Raw genomic sequence first — 16,365 nt, forward strand, 5'->3', positions numbered from 1 at the left:
TATGCACCTGGTTTTTTGTCTATTTTTATGCCTTAAAACCTTAGAGAATGAGGACTTTGAGCAATTTTGCAAATGAGCTAGGAAAACATACCTTTTAGCAAATAAAGAGATTTATATGACGGTAACGGATAACACTTAATGTTTTTAGTAAAATAGAATAATTGACATTTCTTTTATAAATATGTATAACAGATAAGGATATTGACTAAAAGCTGAATACTTGAGTTATTGTGCCTGATATAATCGGTGCAAGGAGGAAAATCATATGAAAACAGCTAAATTAAAGAAAAAAATTACTTTTTCTTTAATTATAATAATGACATGTTTTACGTTGCTTAATTATGCAAACGGATATATACATATAAAAGATGACTTTGGAAAGATATATGTAAAAATAAAAGAAAAAGAAATGAAGTATATGTATGGTGAACTGACATCACAGGGAGACCGATATACGGGGGGCCTTAATGACCTAAGTGGAGATAGCGTTGCATATGACTTAAATAGTACATATGATGATAAAAACCTTAACAGTTTAATTAGCAACAGCAATGGATACATGTACCTTCAAGAGCAAAATGCAAAAAGTTCCGGAAGGGATTTTAAATTTAGTGATTTTATGTACAAACCTGAGGTTAAAAGTATTACTCAACAGTTAAAAAGTCAGGTTGAATCTGATTCTTACAGAGATAAAAAGCTTGGTTTTTATTATATAAATGATTTTGAGTATACTTTTGAGGCTTTAAAAGAACTTGAGCCTGTTATTGAAAAAACTGCAAAAGCCCAAAAGATGCCTAAGGCCTTTTTGTCATCAGTTTTATTTAGAGAAATGATGTTTCTTGGGCAGGAGGATATTCTTGATGGAATTCCTTTTCTAGGAGGGAAATCCATAGGTATTTGTCAGATTGGTATAGATAATGTCCGTCTTAATGAACAGATTGTACACGGGGAAAGTTCTTTGATTGTTAATTATTCAGATAAACATATCAAGGAAATGTTGGAGACCCCGGAACTGGCAGTATATTTTTGTGCTGTTCAGCTAAAAGCAAGGGCAATCCAAATTACGGGAAACCAAAACGTAGACCTTAATAATCTTAAAAAGGAGCAGCTAATTAAAGTATTGGCTGAATACAATCAGTCAAAGATTTCAAAAAACATCGGACCTATTAAGACAAAAGAAAAATATGCAGAGGAGACATATACATACTACCAGCTATTCTCAAAATATTATTCTTCTGAAGAATTCTCCAAATAATTCTTTATTTTTGTAGAAGTTTGTAATAAAATATTATTGCAGCAATTGTATTAGCATAAGTAGGTTAGTAGAATGGGTTTTTAAATTAATTTATTTTAGTTTTGTGGAGGACGGTAGAATGGTAGGGTCACTAATTTTGACTTTATTACCAATTTTGGTAATAGTTTGTATGCTTGTAATTTTTAAGAAGTCAGCTGATATCAGTGGTATTATAGGCTGGCTTTGCGTATCTGTTGTAGCATTTCTATTCTTTAAAACATCTTTGCCGGTTATTTTCCGGTCAACTATTTCTGGATTTATTCGTTCATTTCCGGTTTCAATGATAGTACTGACATCGTTATTTATGATGGCTTATATGGAGAAAACCGGTGCTCTTAAAAGAATAATTATATTTATAAAGACAATAGCAAGTCATAATAAAGCAGTTCAGATTATGATGATTAACATAGGATTTGGTACATTAATGGTAGCTGTGGGTGCTACACCTGTATCCATACTTCCGCCAATACTATTGGCAATGGGGTATTCTACATATGTTTCAATTGCACTTCCTTCTATAGGATATGATTCACTTTGTACATACTCCCTTCTTGGTGCCCCACTTGTGGCATTTCTAGATTTTGCAAACAACTTTTTGGGACAGGGGAATGAAATATCACCTTCACAGGCAGGAAGAGTATTTTTCATGTTTTTGCCTTTGGTTTCAACTTTAATTGGTTTCTGTATGCTGTATATCGTTGACAAATGGAATGGAATAAAGAAGGGCTTTCTACCCTGTATAGTTACAGGTGGGGTCATAGCAATTGTAGCATTTTTCACAAATAAGGTTGATAATCTGGTAACTTTGACCGGAGTATTAAGCGGGATTGCGGTAATAGTAACAATGGCACTGTACCTTAAACTTACCGGTAAAAAAGTAATTGATAAAAGTATTTTGACTGATGAAGAAAGAGAGTATGAAAAGAAGTACCCTCTTTGGAAGGCATTAAGTCCTTGGATTATTCTCATAGGTTTCATACTTGTATTGAATCTTCCAAAGCCTATTTATGATTACCTTTATAATTTAGCGCTGCCTATAAAAGGGATAGCTGTTGATGGAAGGCCTATTGCAACAAGAGCACTATGGAATGCATATACTTGGATTGCAGTTGCTGTAGTTGTGTCAATGCTTGTAATACAACCTAAAAAATCAGAATTAAAAGAGTCTGTGAGAGTATGGATTAAAAGAGCCCCAAGACCTGTGTTTTCGGCTGCAATATTCTTTGCAATAGGTGAAGTAATGAATTATTCGGGCTGGAGTCTTGATGCTATGGCATACCAAACCGAAAGTATGATAAAAGTCTTGGCAAGTTCATCAGCAGATGCTTTTAGCGGAGCATATGGTTTTATAACCGGTTTTGTTGGTTTGTTCGGAGGTTTTGTAACGGGAAGTGAAGCCTCAACCATTGCTATGTTTGCAAACTATACAATGCAGACAGCTAATAAACTGAATTTGGGACTTGACGGACTTATAATTGTTACTGCGGCACTTGCGTTTGGAGGTGGCCTCGCAAGCGTAATTTCTCCTGCAAAGCTTCAGAATGCAGCAGCATCAATAGATAAGCTTGGTGAAGAAAATAAAGTAATTAGGATAGCCTTTGTTTTCGCATTAATTTTGACATTTGTAACATCTGTGTACGCAATGGTGTTACTTAAAATAGGATTAAAAATATAAGATAATTAGGGGGAAGTAAAAATGATTTGGAATACTCAGGTTGAGTGTATGACAAGAAATTCTATGAAAGAGCTTCAGTTGGAACGTTTGAAGAATATCGTAAGAGTTGCTTATGAAAATGTTCCAATGTATAAGAAAAAATTTGACGAAATAGGCCTGAGGCCTGAGCATATCCAAACGTTGAAAGATATAGAGAAGATTCCATTTACAACAAAGAATGACTTAAGAGATAATTATCCTTATGGACTTTTTGCAGTACCTTTAAAGAAAATAGTAAGACTTCATGCGTCATCTGGTACAACAGGTAAGCCAATAGTTGTTGGCTATACAAAAAAAGATATGGATAATTGGTCTGAAAACATAGCAAGACTTGTACTTGCAGCAGGTGGAAGAGAAGAGGACATAGCACAGGTTGTTTTCGGATATGGTCTTTTTACAGGTGGTTTTGGACTACATCAAGGCCTTGAAAAGGTTGGAATTACAGTTGTTCCATCTTCCAGTGGCCATTCGGAAAGACAGCTTATGCTTATGCAGGACTTTGGGACTACTATTCTCGTAGGAACACCATCGTATGCGCTTTATTTAGCAGAGATTGCTGATGAAATAGGTCTGGACAAGAGCAAGCTTAAGCTAAGGTTGGGCTTATTCGGAGGAGAAGGACATACTCCTGAAATGAGAGCTGAAATAGAAAGAAGATGGGGAATTAAGGCTACAGAAAATTATGGACTAAGTGAAGTTCAGGGGCCTGGTGTTTCCGGTGAGTGTCATTGCCAGTGTGGTATGCATATCAATGAAGATCATTTTTATCCTGAAATAATTAATTCAGAAACAGGGGAAGCTCTTGACTATGGTAATAAAGGAGAACTTGTACTTACAACCTTGACTAAAGAAGGAATTCCGATGCTTCGTTACAGAACAAAGGATATAACCATACTGAATCCTGAAAAATGTGAGTGCGGAAGAACTACCGTCAGAATGAATAAGGTGCTTGGAAGAACTGATGATATGCTAATAATTAGAGGTGTTAATGTATTTCCTTCACAAATCGAAAGTGTACTTGTAGGTATGGAAGGAATCGGACCTCATTACCAGATAATTGTTACAAAAAACGGGTATATGGATGCAATTGAAGTACATGTTGAGTTAATAGACGGAAAGTTGCTGGAAAAGTTCAGTGAATTAGAGAAGCTTGAGAAAAAGATACGTCATGAATTAAAAGTTGTTCTTCAAATAGATGCAAAGGTTAAGCTTGTAGAGCCAAAATCAATTGAAAGAACAACAGGAAAAGCAAAGCGTGTTATTGATATGAGAAACCAATAATAAATTCCTTTTAATTTATTGTGGCACAGTACTAATAGTACTGTGCCATTTTAACTAAATTGTTGATTTACTTTTCAAATCCTTTTTATAGGATATAATAGTAGTATTGATAAAAACGGAAAATTATATGAATGGAGGAAACTTTATGAAAAAAATAGGTTTTATAGGTACCGGTACCATGGGAACAGCAATGATAAAAGGTATAATAGGGGCACAGATTGTCAACCCTTCAAATATTCATGTTTTTGATTTGGATAAGGCAAAGCTTGAAGTATTATGTAGCGATTTGGGAGTAAATGCAGAGGAAAATTCGCGTGAAATTGTAAAGAAATGTGATTTTGTTTTTCTAGCAGTTAAGCCAAATGTCGTAAAGACAGTTTTGGAAGAAATAAAGGATGTATTTTCAGATGAAAAGATTTTTATAAGTATTGCTGCGGGTATTCCTCTTAAAACCTACAAGAACACACTTGGGGAAAACAAAAAAATAATCAGAGCTATGCCAAATACTCCGGCTGTAATAGGTGAAGGAATGACTCTGATAAGCTTTGATTCCTGTGTTCAAGATAGTGAAGTTAAGGAAGCCATGAGTCTTCTTGGTTCACTTGGTAAAGTAGAATGTATGGAAGAAAAACTCATGAATGAGGTTGTGGCACTAACCGGCAGCAGTCCTGCATATATTTTTATGCTGATAGAGGCAATGGCAGATGCGGCTGTTTTATCAGGTATTCCAAGGCAGACGGCCTACAGGCTTGCTTCACAGGCGGTGGCAGGAAGTGCAAAGATGGTAGCGGAGACAGGTAAGCATCCAGGGGAATTAAAAGATCAGGTTTGCTCACCTGCAGGAACTACAATTGAAGCGGTTGCGGCTTTGGAGAAATATGGGTTTAGAAACTCTGTAATTGAAGCTATGAACGAGTGTACAAAAAAAGCAAGAGAGCTTGGTAATATTTACGGATAAAGAATTTGCTGGTTATCAGGAGGCGAAATGAAGCAGGTAGAAATATATACCGATGGTGCTTGCTCAGGAAATCCCGGTGCAGGTGGTTGGGGAGCGGTGCTCATATATGGTGAACATAAAATTGAAATATCCGGATTTGAAAAGAGTACAACAAATAATAAAATGGAGCTGACGGCAGCATATGAAGCTCTGAAAAGACTAAAAGAACCGTGTAAAGTAAATTTATACAGTGATAGTGCCTATCTTGTAAATGCCTTTTCACAGGGCTGGCTGGATAAATGGATAAAAAACGGATGGAAACGAAATAAAAATGAGGAAGTAAAAAACATAGAATTATGGAAGGAACTTGTCAGACTTGCAAGTATTCATGAAATAAAATGGATAAAGGTTAAAGGCCATGCAGATAATGTATTTAATAATCTATGTGACAAGCTTGCAACAGAAGAAATAAAGAAAAACAGCTAGGAGGAATTGAAATATGGATTATAATGAAAAAACACTGAAAACAGAAGATATTTATAAAGGGAACATAATTAAAGTGCAAAATTTAACTGTCAGTCTCCCAAACGGAAAGGAAGCTACAAGAGATATAGTATTACACCCAGGAGCTGCAGTAGTTGTTCCAATAAATGAAAAAGGTGAATTGTACATGGTTAAGCAATTCAGAAAACCTCTTGATATGACAACCCTTGAGTTGCCAGCGGGTAAACTTGATTCAGCTCAGGAAGACCCAAAACTATGCGCAGAAAGGGAGTTAATGGAAGAGACTGGACTTCGTGCGGGAAAGATAGAGCATTTGATAAGCATACATACAACACCTGGTTTTTGCAATGAGGTTATTCATATGTATGTAGCAACTGAGCTAACTCAAGGGGATTCATGTACTGACGAAGACGAATTTTTGGATGTAGAAAAAATTCATGTTTCAAAACTGGTTGACATGATTCTAAATCACGAAATAACAGACGCAAAAACTATTATAGGAGTTATGATGGCAGAAAAAATATTGCGTGAAAAGTAATGTAAAAAATTATTTAGTTATAGTAATATCTTATGTTTATCCGGCATATATATTTAATAAGTAACAAGGGTTAATTAATTTGACGCCGGGGGATAAAATTGTGATTTGCAAAACAGCCAATGTAGTAAAAGAACACATAAGAGATAATAAATACACGTACCTTAGTTTGTTTATTTTTTATATAATCGGAATAGTGGCCGGTGCATTATCTGTAAATGAGTTGGACTACCGCCAAAAAACCGAAATGACTACATTTTTCAATGACTTTTTAAAACTGCTAAACAGTGATAATGTAAATGGAATATCTTTACTGAAGATGTCTATGCTAGACAGTATAAGAATTATAATATTTTTTTGGCTGCTTGGAGTTACAGTAATAGGATTACCTGTTTATTACCTGACCTTGGGAATGAAAGGTTTTAGCACCGGATTCAGTTCAGGGATTGTAATGGCAGTTTTGGGGGGGAAAGGAATGCTGGTATCAGTTTTCTGTTTTCTCCCAAAAGAAATTTTGACAATTCCTTTTATTATTGCCCTTGGAGTAAATGGTATAAGATTAACAAAAGGGATATTTAAAAATTGGATTAAAAAACCCGTTAAAAAAGAAGATACATTAAAATTTAAATTTCTGCCTTACTGTTTTGTTACTGTATTCTTTTCCTTATTTATACTGGTTATGACAATAATGGATGCTTTTGTAGCTCCATTTACCTTAAGATTATTGACATTTGTATAATTACGTTAGAAAAGTTTGTTAAAAAATGATAAAAATCCTAAATAATCCTTTCAAAATTACATAATTTGTATTAGAATAATATTAGAAAACCATTCCAGATTATAAAATGGTTTCGTATAATTATCCATTTACATAAACATAAAGATGGATAAATAGATAATAAAGGAGTCGTTGTTTGATGGAAGCTAATGTTGAAAAGTTTATTAATTTTCTAGAGAGAGATAAGCGTTTATCGCTTAATACGCTTCAGTCCTATAAACGGGACATAGAACAATACATTACATACTTAAAAGAAATTAACGTAACCAACATCGCGAATACTAATAAGACAACAGTAATTGCCTACTTATTACATTTACAGAAAAAAGGTAGAGCTACATCTACCATATCAAGGAACCTTGCGTCAATTAGGTCCTTTTATCAATTCCTCTATAAGGATAAAGTAATAGACAATGACCCTACCTCCGAGTTGGAATCACCTAAAGTCGAAAAAAAGCTTCCTCAGATATTATCAACCCAAGAGGTTGAGTTGTTGCTTGATCAGCCTAAGTGCCTTGATCTTAAAGGAATCCGTGACAAGGCTATGCTGGAATTATTATATGCAACAGGTATTCGTGTTTCAGAACTTATATCACTAAACTTGGAAGATATTAATTTTGAACTGGGGTTTATAAAGTGTAATAAAGGGACACGTGAAAGGACAATTCCAATCGGCTCTATATCAATGGCTGCAGTGCATGAGTATCTTGATAAGTCCCGTAACTTTTTGATTCAGGACAGCCAAGAAAAAGCACTTTTTGTAAATGTAAACGGTAAACGTCTTACCAGACAGGGATTCTGGAAAATTATTAAACATTACAAAAATCAAGCAAAAATTAATAAGGACATAACTCCACATACATTGAGACATTCCTTTGCAGCACATTTGCTTGAAAATGGTGCAGATCTTAGGTCAATACAGGAAATGCTTGGTCATTCAGATATTTCATCGACTCAGATATATGCACAGATTGCTAAAAATAAAATTAAAGATGTTTACAAAAAAACTCATCCCAGAGCATAATTTTGATGTATAAAGGGACACTCATTTATAGTGAGATGTCCTTTTTTTATGATAAAATGCTACATATAAGATTCATTTTAACCAAAGGAAGTCTCATGGAGGTTATATTATGAGAATGTACGAAATAATTGAGAAAAAACGAGATGGTTTAGAACTCAGCCTGGATGAAATAAATTTCTTTATTACGGAATATTGCAATAATCATATTCCTGACTACCAGGCGTCTGCACTTCTAATGGCTATATTTCTAAAAGGGATGAACGAAAGGGAAACGGCTGATTTAACAAATGTAATGGCAAATTCAGGGGATAGGATAGATTTATCTTCCATAACAGGTATAAAGGTTGATAAACATAGTACAGGAGGTGTAGGGGACAAAACTACGCTTATCCTTGCTCCTATTGTAGCTGCCTGTGGAATACCCGTTGCAAAAATGTCAGGCAGAGGCCTTGGTCATACAGGAGGAACAATAGACAAGCTTGAGTCAATACCTGGATTTAATACAAACCTTTCAACTGAGCAGTTTATAAATAATGTTAAAAGCATAGGCATTTCAATTGCAGGGCAAACAGGTAATCTAGCTCCTGCTGATAAAAAAATATATGCTTTGAGAGATGTGACTGCAACCGTAAATAATATTTCCCTTATAGCAAGTAGTATTATGAGCAAGAAGCTTGCTTCCGGTGCTGACAGGATTGTCCTGGATGTAAAAACAGGAAGCGGAGCATTTATGAAAACCTTTGAGGATTCTGTTGAACTTGCAAAGGCTATGGTAAAGATAGGCCACAATACAGGTAGAAAAACAGTCGCTGTTATTACAGACATGGATATACCTCTTGGTTATGCAGTAGGGAATTCACTTGAAATAATTGAGGCCATTGATACACTAAAAAACAAAGGGCCGGAAGATTTGAAAGAGGTTTCATTTGAACTTGCTGCCAGAATGCTGGAACTCAGCGGTATAGGCAAGCTTGAAGAATGTAGAAAAAAAGTTGTTGATGCAGTTGAAAGCGGAAAGGCGTTGTCCAAATTCGCTGAACTGATTGAAAATCAGGGAGGAAAAAAAGAAGTTATAAATGACTATACGTTGTTTGAGCAGCCTGCTTATAAGATGAGTTTTATATGCGAAAAACCAGGCTATATACAGTCTATGCAAACTGATAAAATTGGAATGGCTTCTCTGGTTCTTGGTGCAGGAAGAGAGACAAAGGATAGTAAAATTGACTACAGTGCAGGTATCATGTTTAGTAAAAAAACCGGCGACAGGGTTGAAGTTGGGGATTGTATTGCAGTTCTGTATACCAATAGGGAAGATACCCTTTTACAAGCTGTTTCCATTTTAAAAGAAGCTGTTGTAATAAGTGAATTGCCTTATGAAAGAAAACCGCTGATTCTAGCGTATATCGACAGTGAAGGAAACATAAAAAAATAAATTTTTACTAGAATATCCTAATGTTGTCCCGCATAACAATTAACTAGGACGAATTGTGTTTTGAATAACGAATAGTTAACTGGAGGGACATAAGTGAAAAGAAACTCTGTTTTAGCTTTTTCTTTGATTATAGCTATAGTTACAACTATGTTGCCAGCTGCGGTATTGGCAGATACAAATGAAGCAGCAGTTGAGGCATCGGTAAAATATGACGATGTAGCAGTAACAAAATTGGAAACCAAGACTAATGTTCTTGATTTAAAGGCAAAGTCTGCGGTATTGATGGACGCAGCTTCTGGAAAAGTTCTTACTGAAAAGAATAGCCATGAGAGGCTTGCAATTGCAAGTGTAACCAAGGTTATGACAATGCTTTTGGTGATGGAGGCTATAGATTCAGGTAGATTAACTTTTGATGATAAAGTAAGCGTATCAGAGTATTCGGCAGGCATGGGCGGTTCTCAAGCTTATTTGGAGCCGGGAGAAGAATTCACCGTTACTGAAATGATGAATGCTTTAGCAATACACTCTTCAAATGATGTGGCAGTTGCTTTGGCGGAAAAGGTCAGCGGCAGCGAGGAAACATTCGTAAGTGATATGAATAACAAGGCTCAAGAGCTGGGAATGAAGGATACAAAATTTTTGGATTGTACGGGATTGAACGATGACGGTTACAGTTCTGCATATGATGTGGCTTTAATGTCAAGAGAATTGATTATAAAACACCCGAAAGTTCTCCAGTTTACTGGTAAATGGCATGACACTTTCAGAAACGGAACATTTGACTTGTATAATACAAATAAGCTGGTAAAATTCTACGCAAATTGTGACGGACTTAAAACGGGTTTTACAAGCAAAGCAGGATTTAATTTAACTGCTACTACATGTAGAAATAATTTAAGACTGGTTTCAGTTGTGCTTGGGGAACCCGATTCAAATACAAGGTTTGCTGAGTCAAGGAAACTTATGGATTACGGTTTTGCAAACTATGAGGTAATAAATCTTGATAAAAGAGGGAACGCTGTAGGCAATATACCCGTAAAAAAGGGAAACAAACTGAGTGTTAGTGCAGTATATGGCACTGATACCAGTATAATGGTTTCAAAAGGTCAAAAGGGTAAAGTAGAAAAGGAAGTAGCACTTCTGCCAGGACTTTCTGCACCAGTTGAAATAAATCAAAAGGTTGGGGAAGTAGTTTATAAAATAGACGGAAAAGAAGTAGGAAGATTTGATCTTATTGCAAGCGAAAAAATTGATAAAATGACTTACGGCAATATTTTTTCTAAACTCATTATAAGGTGGTTCAGTCTTGGGAGAGCATAAATGCTCTCCTTTTTATAAAATAATAGCCTTATAGAGGGAAACAAAAATATATGATGCTGGAATTCCAACTATTTTATCAAAAACTTTGCTGAATACTAAAAGTATGAAAATAATCATACTATATTGCTCCAATAAAGTAAAAAAACGGTATCTCCAAGTATTAAATATATTTGAAATAACATGATAACCGTCAAAAAATGGTATTGGAAGAAGGTTCAGCACAAAAAGCACAACATTAATTTGAGCTGAATAACTTAACAGATACGACATGTTTTGGTAAACTGCTAAATTATTTGAAAGTAACCCAGTTACTGTTACCAGCTTTAATATTATCAAAAAACCGATTGCTACTAGTAAATTCATGAAAGGCCCTGCAAGGGAAACAAGAATGTCATCTCTTCTGGGTTTTTTGTAATGTCGTGGGTTAGTCATAACAGGCTTTGCCCAACCAAATCCTACAAGAAGAATCATAATAAATCCAATAATATCTATATGGGCTCTGGGGTCTAGAGTAATCCTTCCTTGAGCTCTAGGGGTAGGATCACCAAGTTTGTCAGCGGTAAGTGCATGTGCAAATTCATGCAGTACAAACCCCAAAAGTATTCCCGGTATAATCATCAACTTATATATTATATACTCACGTGAAAAAAGCATATTTCCTCCATGCCTGAAAGGCGGTCTTTATTAGCATCTTCTTTGAAGTCGCTGTATAAATTTTACTAAAACTTTAATAATATGTCTACCATCGCAATGATATTGTAATTATTGTCCCATTTATGATAAGATTAAAAGGTTGAAAAAATATATTACATAAATAATTAAGGTGGTAGTTGATGGAAAGCTCCCTTACAAAGGCCTGTACTTTAAAGCTTGACAATTTTGAAGGTCCATTTGATTTATTGTTTCATTTATTTGAAAAAAATCAGGTGGATATTTATGATATACCTATAAGTTCTATAACAGACCAATATCTTGATTATTTGTATACCATGCAGCAGCTTGACCTTGAAGTGGCAAGTGAGTTTCTTATAATGGCTGCAACGCTTTTGCATATAAAGTCAAAGACCCTTCTTCCAAGCAAAAAAGAAGAAAAGCAAGAGGAACAAGACCCAAGGGAAGAGCTGGTTAGACGTTTGGTTGAATATAAGAGGTATAAGGAATTTACAAAAGAACTTAAAGAGATGGAAAAGAAATGGGATAGAGTTACTTTCAGACTTCCGGAAGCCATTGATTTACCCGTTAGAGAGGAAATCATGGAAATAGATCCCCAGGTTTTGCGGCAGCAGTATATTGCAATATTGAACAGAAATAAGAAAAAAATAAATTTGGGTGCAAAAAATATCACAAAGCTTGTAGAACATGAAAAAGTTTCCCTTCGCAGTAAAATGAGAGAGGTAATAAAACAGTTGATACACAGGGTTTCCTTTAAGTTCTCGGAGCTTTTTTCCTTTAAAACCAAGTCCAAGACAGAGGTTGTAACAGGTTTTATGGCGATTTTGGAACTGGCTAAGATGAAGAAGGTCAAGATTGTTCAGAATCAGCAATTTTCGGATATTCATGTAATCAGTAATGCAGAGAATGAAAAAGAAGAATATGAGTTATATGATGATATAGATGAAAACATAAGTGAATTCTAGAACTAGCTGTAAAATGGAGGTCAAAATGGAAATCAGTACTATAGAGTGCGTAATTGAAAGTCTTATTTTTTCCTACGGAGATCCTTTACCACTGGATAAAATATGCGAAATACTAGAATTGGATAAAAAAACTGCAAGAAGCATAATTAAAAATATGATGGATTCGTATAACACATCTAACAGGGGTATTATTATAAGAGAAATCAATGATAAATACCAGATGTGCTCAAAACCCGAATATTTTGATTATGTATCAAAACTTTATCAAATCAGGCAGAAACAGGCTCTTTCACAGGCAGCATATGAAGTCCTTGCGATTATTGCATATAATCAACCAATAACAAAGGCCAAGATTGAGCAAATAAGGGGTGTTAATTCCGATAGTGCAGTTACAAGACTCATGGAAAGAAACCTCATTAAAGAAGCAGGGAAATTGGATGCTCCGGGAAGACCTAGATTGTATGAAACCACCGATGAGTTTTTAAGATGTTTTGGATTTAAATCTCTTAGAGATTTGCCGTTGTTGGATATTGACGATTTAAGTGAACTCAGTCTTCAGGAACTAGTTGATGAAGTACAAGTAGAGGATGATAAGTGATTTAAAATTGTAAAACATGTCAAAAATAACCAAGAGGTGATTCCCTTGGTTATTTTTTTTATTGCTATAATAACAATTTGCATTTTTTTAACTATAATCTTGAATATCAGACTGACATTGGGTTTTACAGCAAAACTGCAAAACAAGGACTGTTCGGTTTTTATTACTATATATTCATTTAGAAATAAAGTTGTTAAAAACATAATGATATATCCTGTTCCCAAAAAGAATAAAAAGCATAAGAGAAAAAAGGTAAATGGAAAAAGAGACTTGAAAGAGTTAAGAAGAACATTGCAGGTATTGAGAAGACTTTTCAGAAGATCTTTGATAATAAAAGACTTCAAACTTCATGTTAAAGAAGGATGCGGAGATGCATTTAATACGGCTATTTTATATGGCTTTATATGGAGCATGATAGGAATAATAGAAAGTCGGATTTTTACGCAATATAAAGTTAAAAATAAGGAAATTAATGTTGAGGCCGATTTTAATGGAAAATATATTAAAGTAAACTTTGACTGCATATTTAGCCTAAAAATTGTAAATATTATTACTGTAGCTAAAGTAATTATCATACTGTACTTAAAAAATAGAAAGGGCGGTGGTGCTGGTGTCAAATCATCCAATAGAAGGCTTAATGACTACAGCAATGCAAAGTATCAAGGAAATGGTTGATGTTAATACAATAGTTGGTGATGCAGTGCAAGCACCTGACGGAACTGTTATTATACCTATTTCTAAGGTTTGTTTTGGGTTTGCAGCAGGAGGAGGAGACTATGGTGAAAATTCTTCCAATAATTCACAGGAAGAACAAGATACTGGGAAATTTCCATTTGCAGGAGGTAGTGGAGCAGGTGTTTCAATAAATCCTGTGGCATTTATGGTATGCGGACAGAATCAAATAAAGCTACTACCAGTAAATGTAAATTCTTCTGTTGACAAAATTCTAGATATGGTTCCGGATTTAGTTCAAAAAGCAAGCGACTTGATAAACGAAAAAATGTCCAAATCCAAAGGCGAAAATTCAAAACACAAAAAAGAAGATAAAAAAGAGGACAGTGAGAAGTCCAAAGAATAATATAAGTTTTTCGTTAAAGCAAAACAACAACTGACAAAGGACAATGCGACTTTTTTGTAAGTTGTTGTTTTACTTAACGTAGTTTTATGCCGCCTGTAAGCTCTCATAATGTTGACTCATTTAAAAATCAAATATAGAATAAAAGGTACCACTAAAATTTATATAAGGGATATTATGAATGTTAGAAATCAGATTACAGAAATTTTTAGCACATGCCGGAATAGCTTCCAGAAGAAAAGCAGAAGAAATGATTAAACAGGGTAGAGTTGCTGTGAATAACGTCATTGTGGAGAACATGGGGGTTACGGTATCAAGCAATGATGTTGTAACCGTAGACGGAGTTCCCGTTATAACGGAAGAGAAAAAAGTGTATATAATGCTGAATAAGCCTGTGGGTTTTGTTTCTACAAGCAAAGACCAGTTTGGACGACCAACGGTTATTGATTTGGTAAAGGATGTGGAAATGAGAATATATCCTGTCGGGAGGCTTGACTATGATACATCAGGTCTTATTCTTCTTACCAATGACGGTGATTTCACATACCGACTAACCCATCCAAAACATGAGATAAATAAGGTTTATGAGGCTGTCATTTCTGGTTTTCCTAAGGACAATGAAATTAAAAGGTTTGAAGCTGGATTGAAAATAGAAGATTATCAAACTTCTCCAGCAAAATTTCTGGTTTTAGATAAACAGGGAGTTAATACCCTTGTCCGGATTACCATCCATGAAGGAAAAAACAGACAGGTGAGAAAGATGTGCGAAGCCATAGGCCACAAAGTTCTGACATTAAAAAGAATTCAGATAGGGCCTATAGCTCTGGGTAACCTTCCCGAAGGAAAGTGGAGACATCTTTCTGATAATGAAATAAAAACCTTATATTAATAATTATACATATAACTGTAAGCACCAAGAGCAAGAATAACCAATACAATAACTATATATACAAAGGCAAGTGCAATAGACACAATTGCCAAGATACCTTGGATTTTAAAGTACTTTTTAAGATAGGAAAACAAATTGTACAGTACGTTGGGATTCTTAAAATCTGCATATTCCTTGACGGTCTTAGATGCATTTGTAAGGGAAATACCTGCAAATATCATAGGAACACCAATTGCTGCAGATATAATACCTATACAAGTTATCGCACCGATTACAATTGTAAAAATTCCTAAGAATTTCATCCACCCGGATAGACTGTTTATAATGGAATTATAAAAATCCGGTTGAGGCGTCTGCTGATACTGATATGGGTAGTCAACTTGCGGACGCTGATAGGTATTGGTGTTAGTTGCTGTTGATTGAGGCTTTTCCTGTAAAACAATATCTGATTCATTATATTGCTCCATAATTAAATCTCCTTAATACAAGTTTTAGTATGTGTGTTTAAATTATAGCATAAAAAACGTGATTAAAATATATCAACCATAAGTAAAGTTAGCGAAAAGGAGAGTTTTTGATGTGTATTTTAAAAAATTCATTATACCAATCCCATGAAATTATTACACGTGTGGTCTGTAATGGTGATACAGTTGTTGATGCGACTGCCGGAAATGGACACGATACAGCATTTATGGCAAGACTTGTGGGTGCCGATGGGCAGGTTTATGCCTTTGACATCCAAGAATCAGCACTAAATACCACAAAGAATAGGTTGGAAGCTGAAAATCTTCTAAGCAGGGTTAAACTGGTACATGATGGCCATCAAAATATGCAAAAGTATGTAAATAAACCTATTAAAGCTGCTATGTTTAACCTGGGATATCTTCCTGGCGGAGACCATAACATAGGTACTAAAGGCGGAACTACTATCGAGGCTATAAAAAGTGCTATGGAACTGGTAGTTCCTCACGGAATAATCAGTATTGTTGTATACTACGGGGGAGACAGCGGTTTTGATGAAAAGAACGAAGTTATAAACTATATTAAAACAATAGACTGTAAAAAATTCAGTGTAATGCAAACAGAGTTTGTTAATCAAATAAACTGCCCACCAATTCTTGTTTGTTTGGAGAAACTTTGATAGTCATACCATTGTAAGCTTATTTTTAGATGGTATTATCATTATAATAGGAGTATTTTGTCGTATTCTGAAGAAATAGGTTTTGAGTCCTTGTTCACATAATTAAATGCCAACCGTATTATGTAAAATCGATGTTCTATAAAATAAAATTATGATATGAGTATATAAGCCCTATATTGACATTCTTTTCCTTATATGATATAATT

18 protein-coding genes are annotated in these 16,365 nt (G+C 34.8%); 16 read left to right on the plus strand and 2 right to left on the minus strand.

The features are described 5' to 3' along the window. Positions 1-265: 265 nt before the first annotated feature. The 10 genes from K412_RS0117675 to K412_RS0117720 all read left to right on the plus strand — a co-directional run bounded on the left by K412_RS0117675 (position 266) and on the right by K412_RS0117720 (position 10,819). Positions 266-1,255 (plus strand): hypothetical protein, encoded by a 990-nt coding sequence (locus K412_RS0117675; protein WP_024834310.1) that lies wholly within the window; start codon positions 266-268, stop codon positions 1,253-1,255. A 118-nt stretch (positions 1,256-1,373) separates the two neighbouring features. Next, positions 1,374-2,969, plus strand: coding sequence for an L-lactate permease (locus K412_RS0117680; protein ID WP_024834311.1), 1,596 nt, complete (start codon positions 1,374-1,376; stop codon positions 2,967-2,969). A gap of 21 nt (positions 2,970-2,990) precedes the next feature. After that, entirely contained in the window at positions 2,991-4,289 is a 1,299-nt protein-coding gene (locus tag K412_RS0117685) for a phenylacetate--CoA ligase family protein (protein WP_024834312.1), read from the plus strand. 145 nt (positions 4,290-4,434) lie between these two features. Then, entirely contained in the window at positions 4,435-5,247 is an 813-nt protein-coding gene (gene proC / locus K412_RS0117690) for a pyrroline-5-carboxylate reductase (RefSeq protein WP_024834313.1), read from the plus strand. A gap of 27 nt (positions 5,248-5,274) precedes the next feature. Further along, entirely contained in the window at positions 5,275-5,712 is a 438-nt protein-coding gene (rnhA, locus tag K412_RS0117695) for a ribonuclease HI (protein WP_024834314.1), read from the plus strand. 13 nt (positions 5,713-5,725) lie between these two features. Beyond that, entirely contained in the window at positions 5,726-6,268 is a 543-nt protein-coding gene (locus K412_RS0117700) for an NUDIX domain-containing protein (protein WP_024834315.1), read from the plus strand. A gap of 100 nt (positions 6,269-6,368) precedes the next feature. Continuing rightward, positions 6,369-7,004: a stage II sporulation protein M gene (gene spoIIM, locus K412_RS0117705; protein WP_024834316.1), complete on the plus strand. Its 636-nt coding sequence runs from the start codon at positions 6,369-6,371 to the stop codon at positions 7,002-7,004. Between the two features lie 178 nt (positions 7,005-7,182). After that, positions 7,183-8,067 carry a site-specific tyrosine recombinase XerD gene (gene xerD / locus K412_RS0117710; protein WP_024834317.1) on the plus strand — a complete coding sequence of 295 codons (885 nt, stop codon included), beginning with the start codon at positions 7,183-7,185 and terminating at the stop codon, positions 8,065-8,067. A 109-nt stretch (positions 8,068-8,176) separates the two neighbouring features. After that, positions 8,177-9,499, plus strand: a complete 1,323-nt coding sequence (locus K412_RS0117715; RefSeq protein WP_024834318.1) for a pyrimidine-nucleoside phosphorylase — start codon at positions 8,177-8,179, stop codon at positions 9,497-9,499. Positions 9,500-9,592: 93 nt separating this feature from the next. Continuing rightward, positions 9,593-10,819 (plus strand): D-alanyl-D-alanine carboxypeptidase family protein, encoded by a 1,227-nt coding sequence (locus K412_RS0117720; RefSeq protein WP_024834319.1) that lies wholly within the window; start codon positions 9,593-9,595, stop codon positions 10,817-10,819. 12 nt (positions 10,820-10,831) lie between these two features. On the opposite strand, the gene K412_RS0117725 is transcribed toward K412_RS0117720, so the two are convergent. Then, positions 10,832-11,473, minus strand: coding sequence for a site-2 protease family protein (locus K412_RS0117725; protein ID WP_024834320.1), 642 nt, complete (start codon positions 11,471-11,473; stop codon positions 10,832-10,834). 179 nt (positions 11,474-11,652) lie between these two features. Between K412_RS0117725 and K412_RS0117730 the strand changes: the two genes are divergently transcribed. From K412_RS0117730 to K412_RS0117750, 5 genes are all read left to right on the plus strand, one after another. Next, positions 11,653-12,456, plus strand: a complete 804-nt coding sequence (locus tag K412_RS0117730; protein WP_024834321.1) for a segregation and condensation protein A — start codon at positions 11,653-11,655, stop codon at positions 12,454-12,456. A 25-nt stretch (positions 12,457-12,481) separates the two neighbouring features. Next, positions 12,482-13,054, plus strand: coding sequence for an SMC-Scp complex subunit ScpB (scpB, locus tag K412_RS0117735; RefSeq protein ID WP_024834322.1), 573 nt, complete (start codon positions 12,482-12,484; stop codon positions 13,052-13,054). Between the two features lie 36 nt (positions 13,055-13,090). Next, positions 13,091-13,729, plus strand: a complete 639-nt coding sequence (locus K412_RS0117740; protein WP_242835727.1) for a DUF2953 domain-containing protein — start codon at positions 13,091-13,093, stop codon at positions 13,727-13,729. Next, the gene (gene ytfJ, locus K412_RS0117745; RefSeq protein WP_024834324.1) at positions 13,665-14,132 is read left to right on the plus strand and encodes a GerW family sporulation protein; all 468 of its coding nucleotides are present in this window, start codon (positions 13,665-13,667) and stop codon (positions 14,130-14,132) included. Before K412_RS0117740 ends, ytfJ begins: the two co-directional genes overlap by 65 nt. Before the next feature lie 178 nt (positions 14,133-14,310). After that, complete coding sequence (locus tag K412_RS0117750; RefSeq protein ID WP_024834325.1) at positions 14,311-15,018, plus strand: pseudouridine synthase; 708 nt, start codon at positions 14,311-14,313, stop codon at positions 15,016-15,018. On the opposite strand, the gene K412_RS0117755 is transcribed toward K412_RS0117750, so the two are convergent. Then, positions 15,015-15,485, minus strand: a complete 471-nt coding sequence (locus K412_RS0117755; RefSeq protein WP_024834326.1) for a DUF5362 domain-containing protein — start codon at positions 15,483-15,485, stop codon at positions 15,015-15,017. The genes K412_RS0117750 and K412_RS0117755 overlap by 4 nt on opposite strands. Before the next feature lie 110 nt (positions 15,486-15,595). Here K412_RS0117755 and mnmM point away from each other — a divergent pair, with 110 nt between their 5' ends. Continuing rightward, the gene (gene mnmM, locus K412_RS0117760) at positions 15,596-16,159 is read left to right on the plus strand and encodes a tRNA 5-(aminomethyl)-2-thiouridylate-methyltransferase MnmM (protein ID WP_024834327.1); all 564 of its coding nucleotides are present in this window, start codon (positions 15,596-15,598) and stop codon (positions 16,157-16,159) included. The last annotated feature ends 206 nt before the right edge of the window (positions 16,160-16,365 follow it).

Origin of the sequence: Ruminiclostridium josui JCM 17888, assembly GCF_000526495.1 — a bacterium.
GTDB classification, from domain to species: domain Bacteria; phylum Bacillota; class Clostridia; order Acetivibrionales; family DSM-1351; genus Ruminiclostridium; species Ruminiclostridium josui.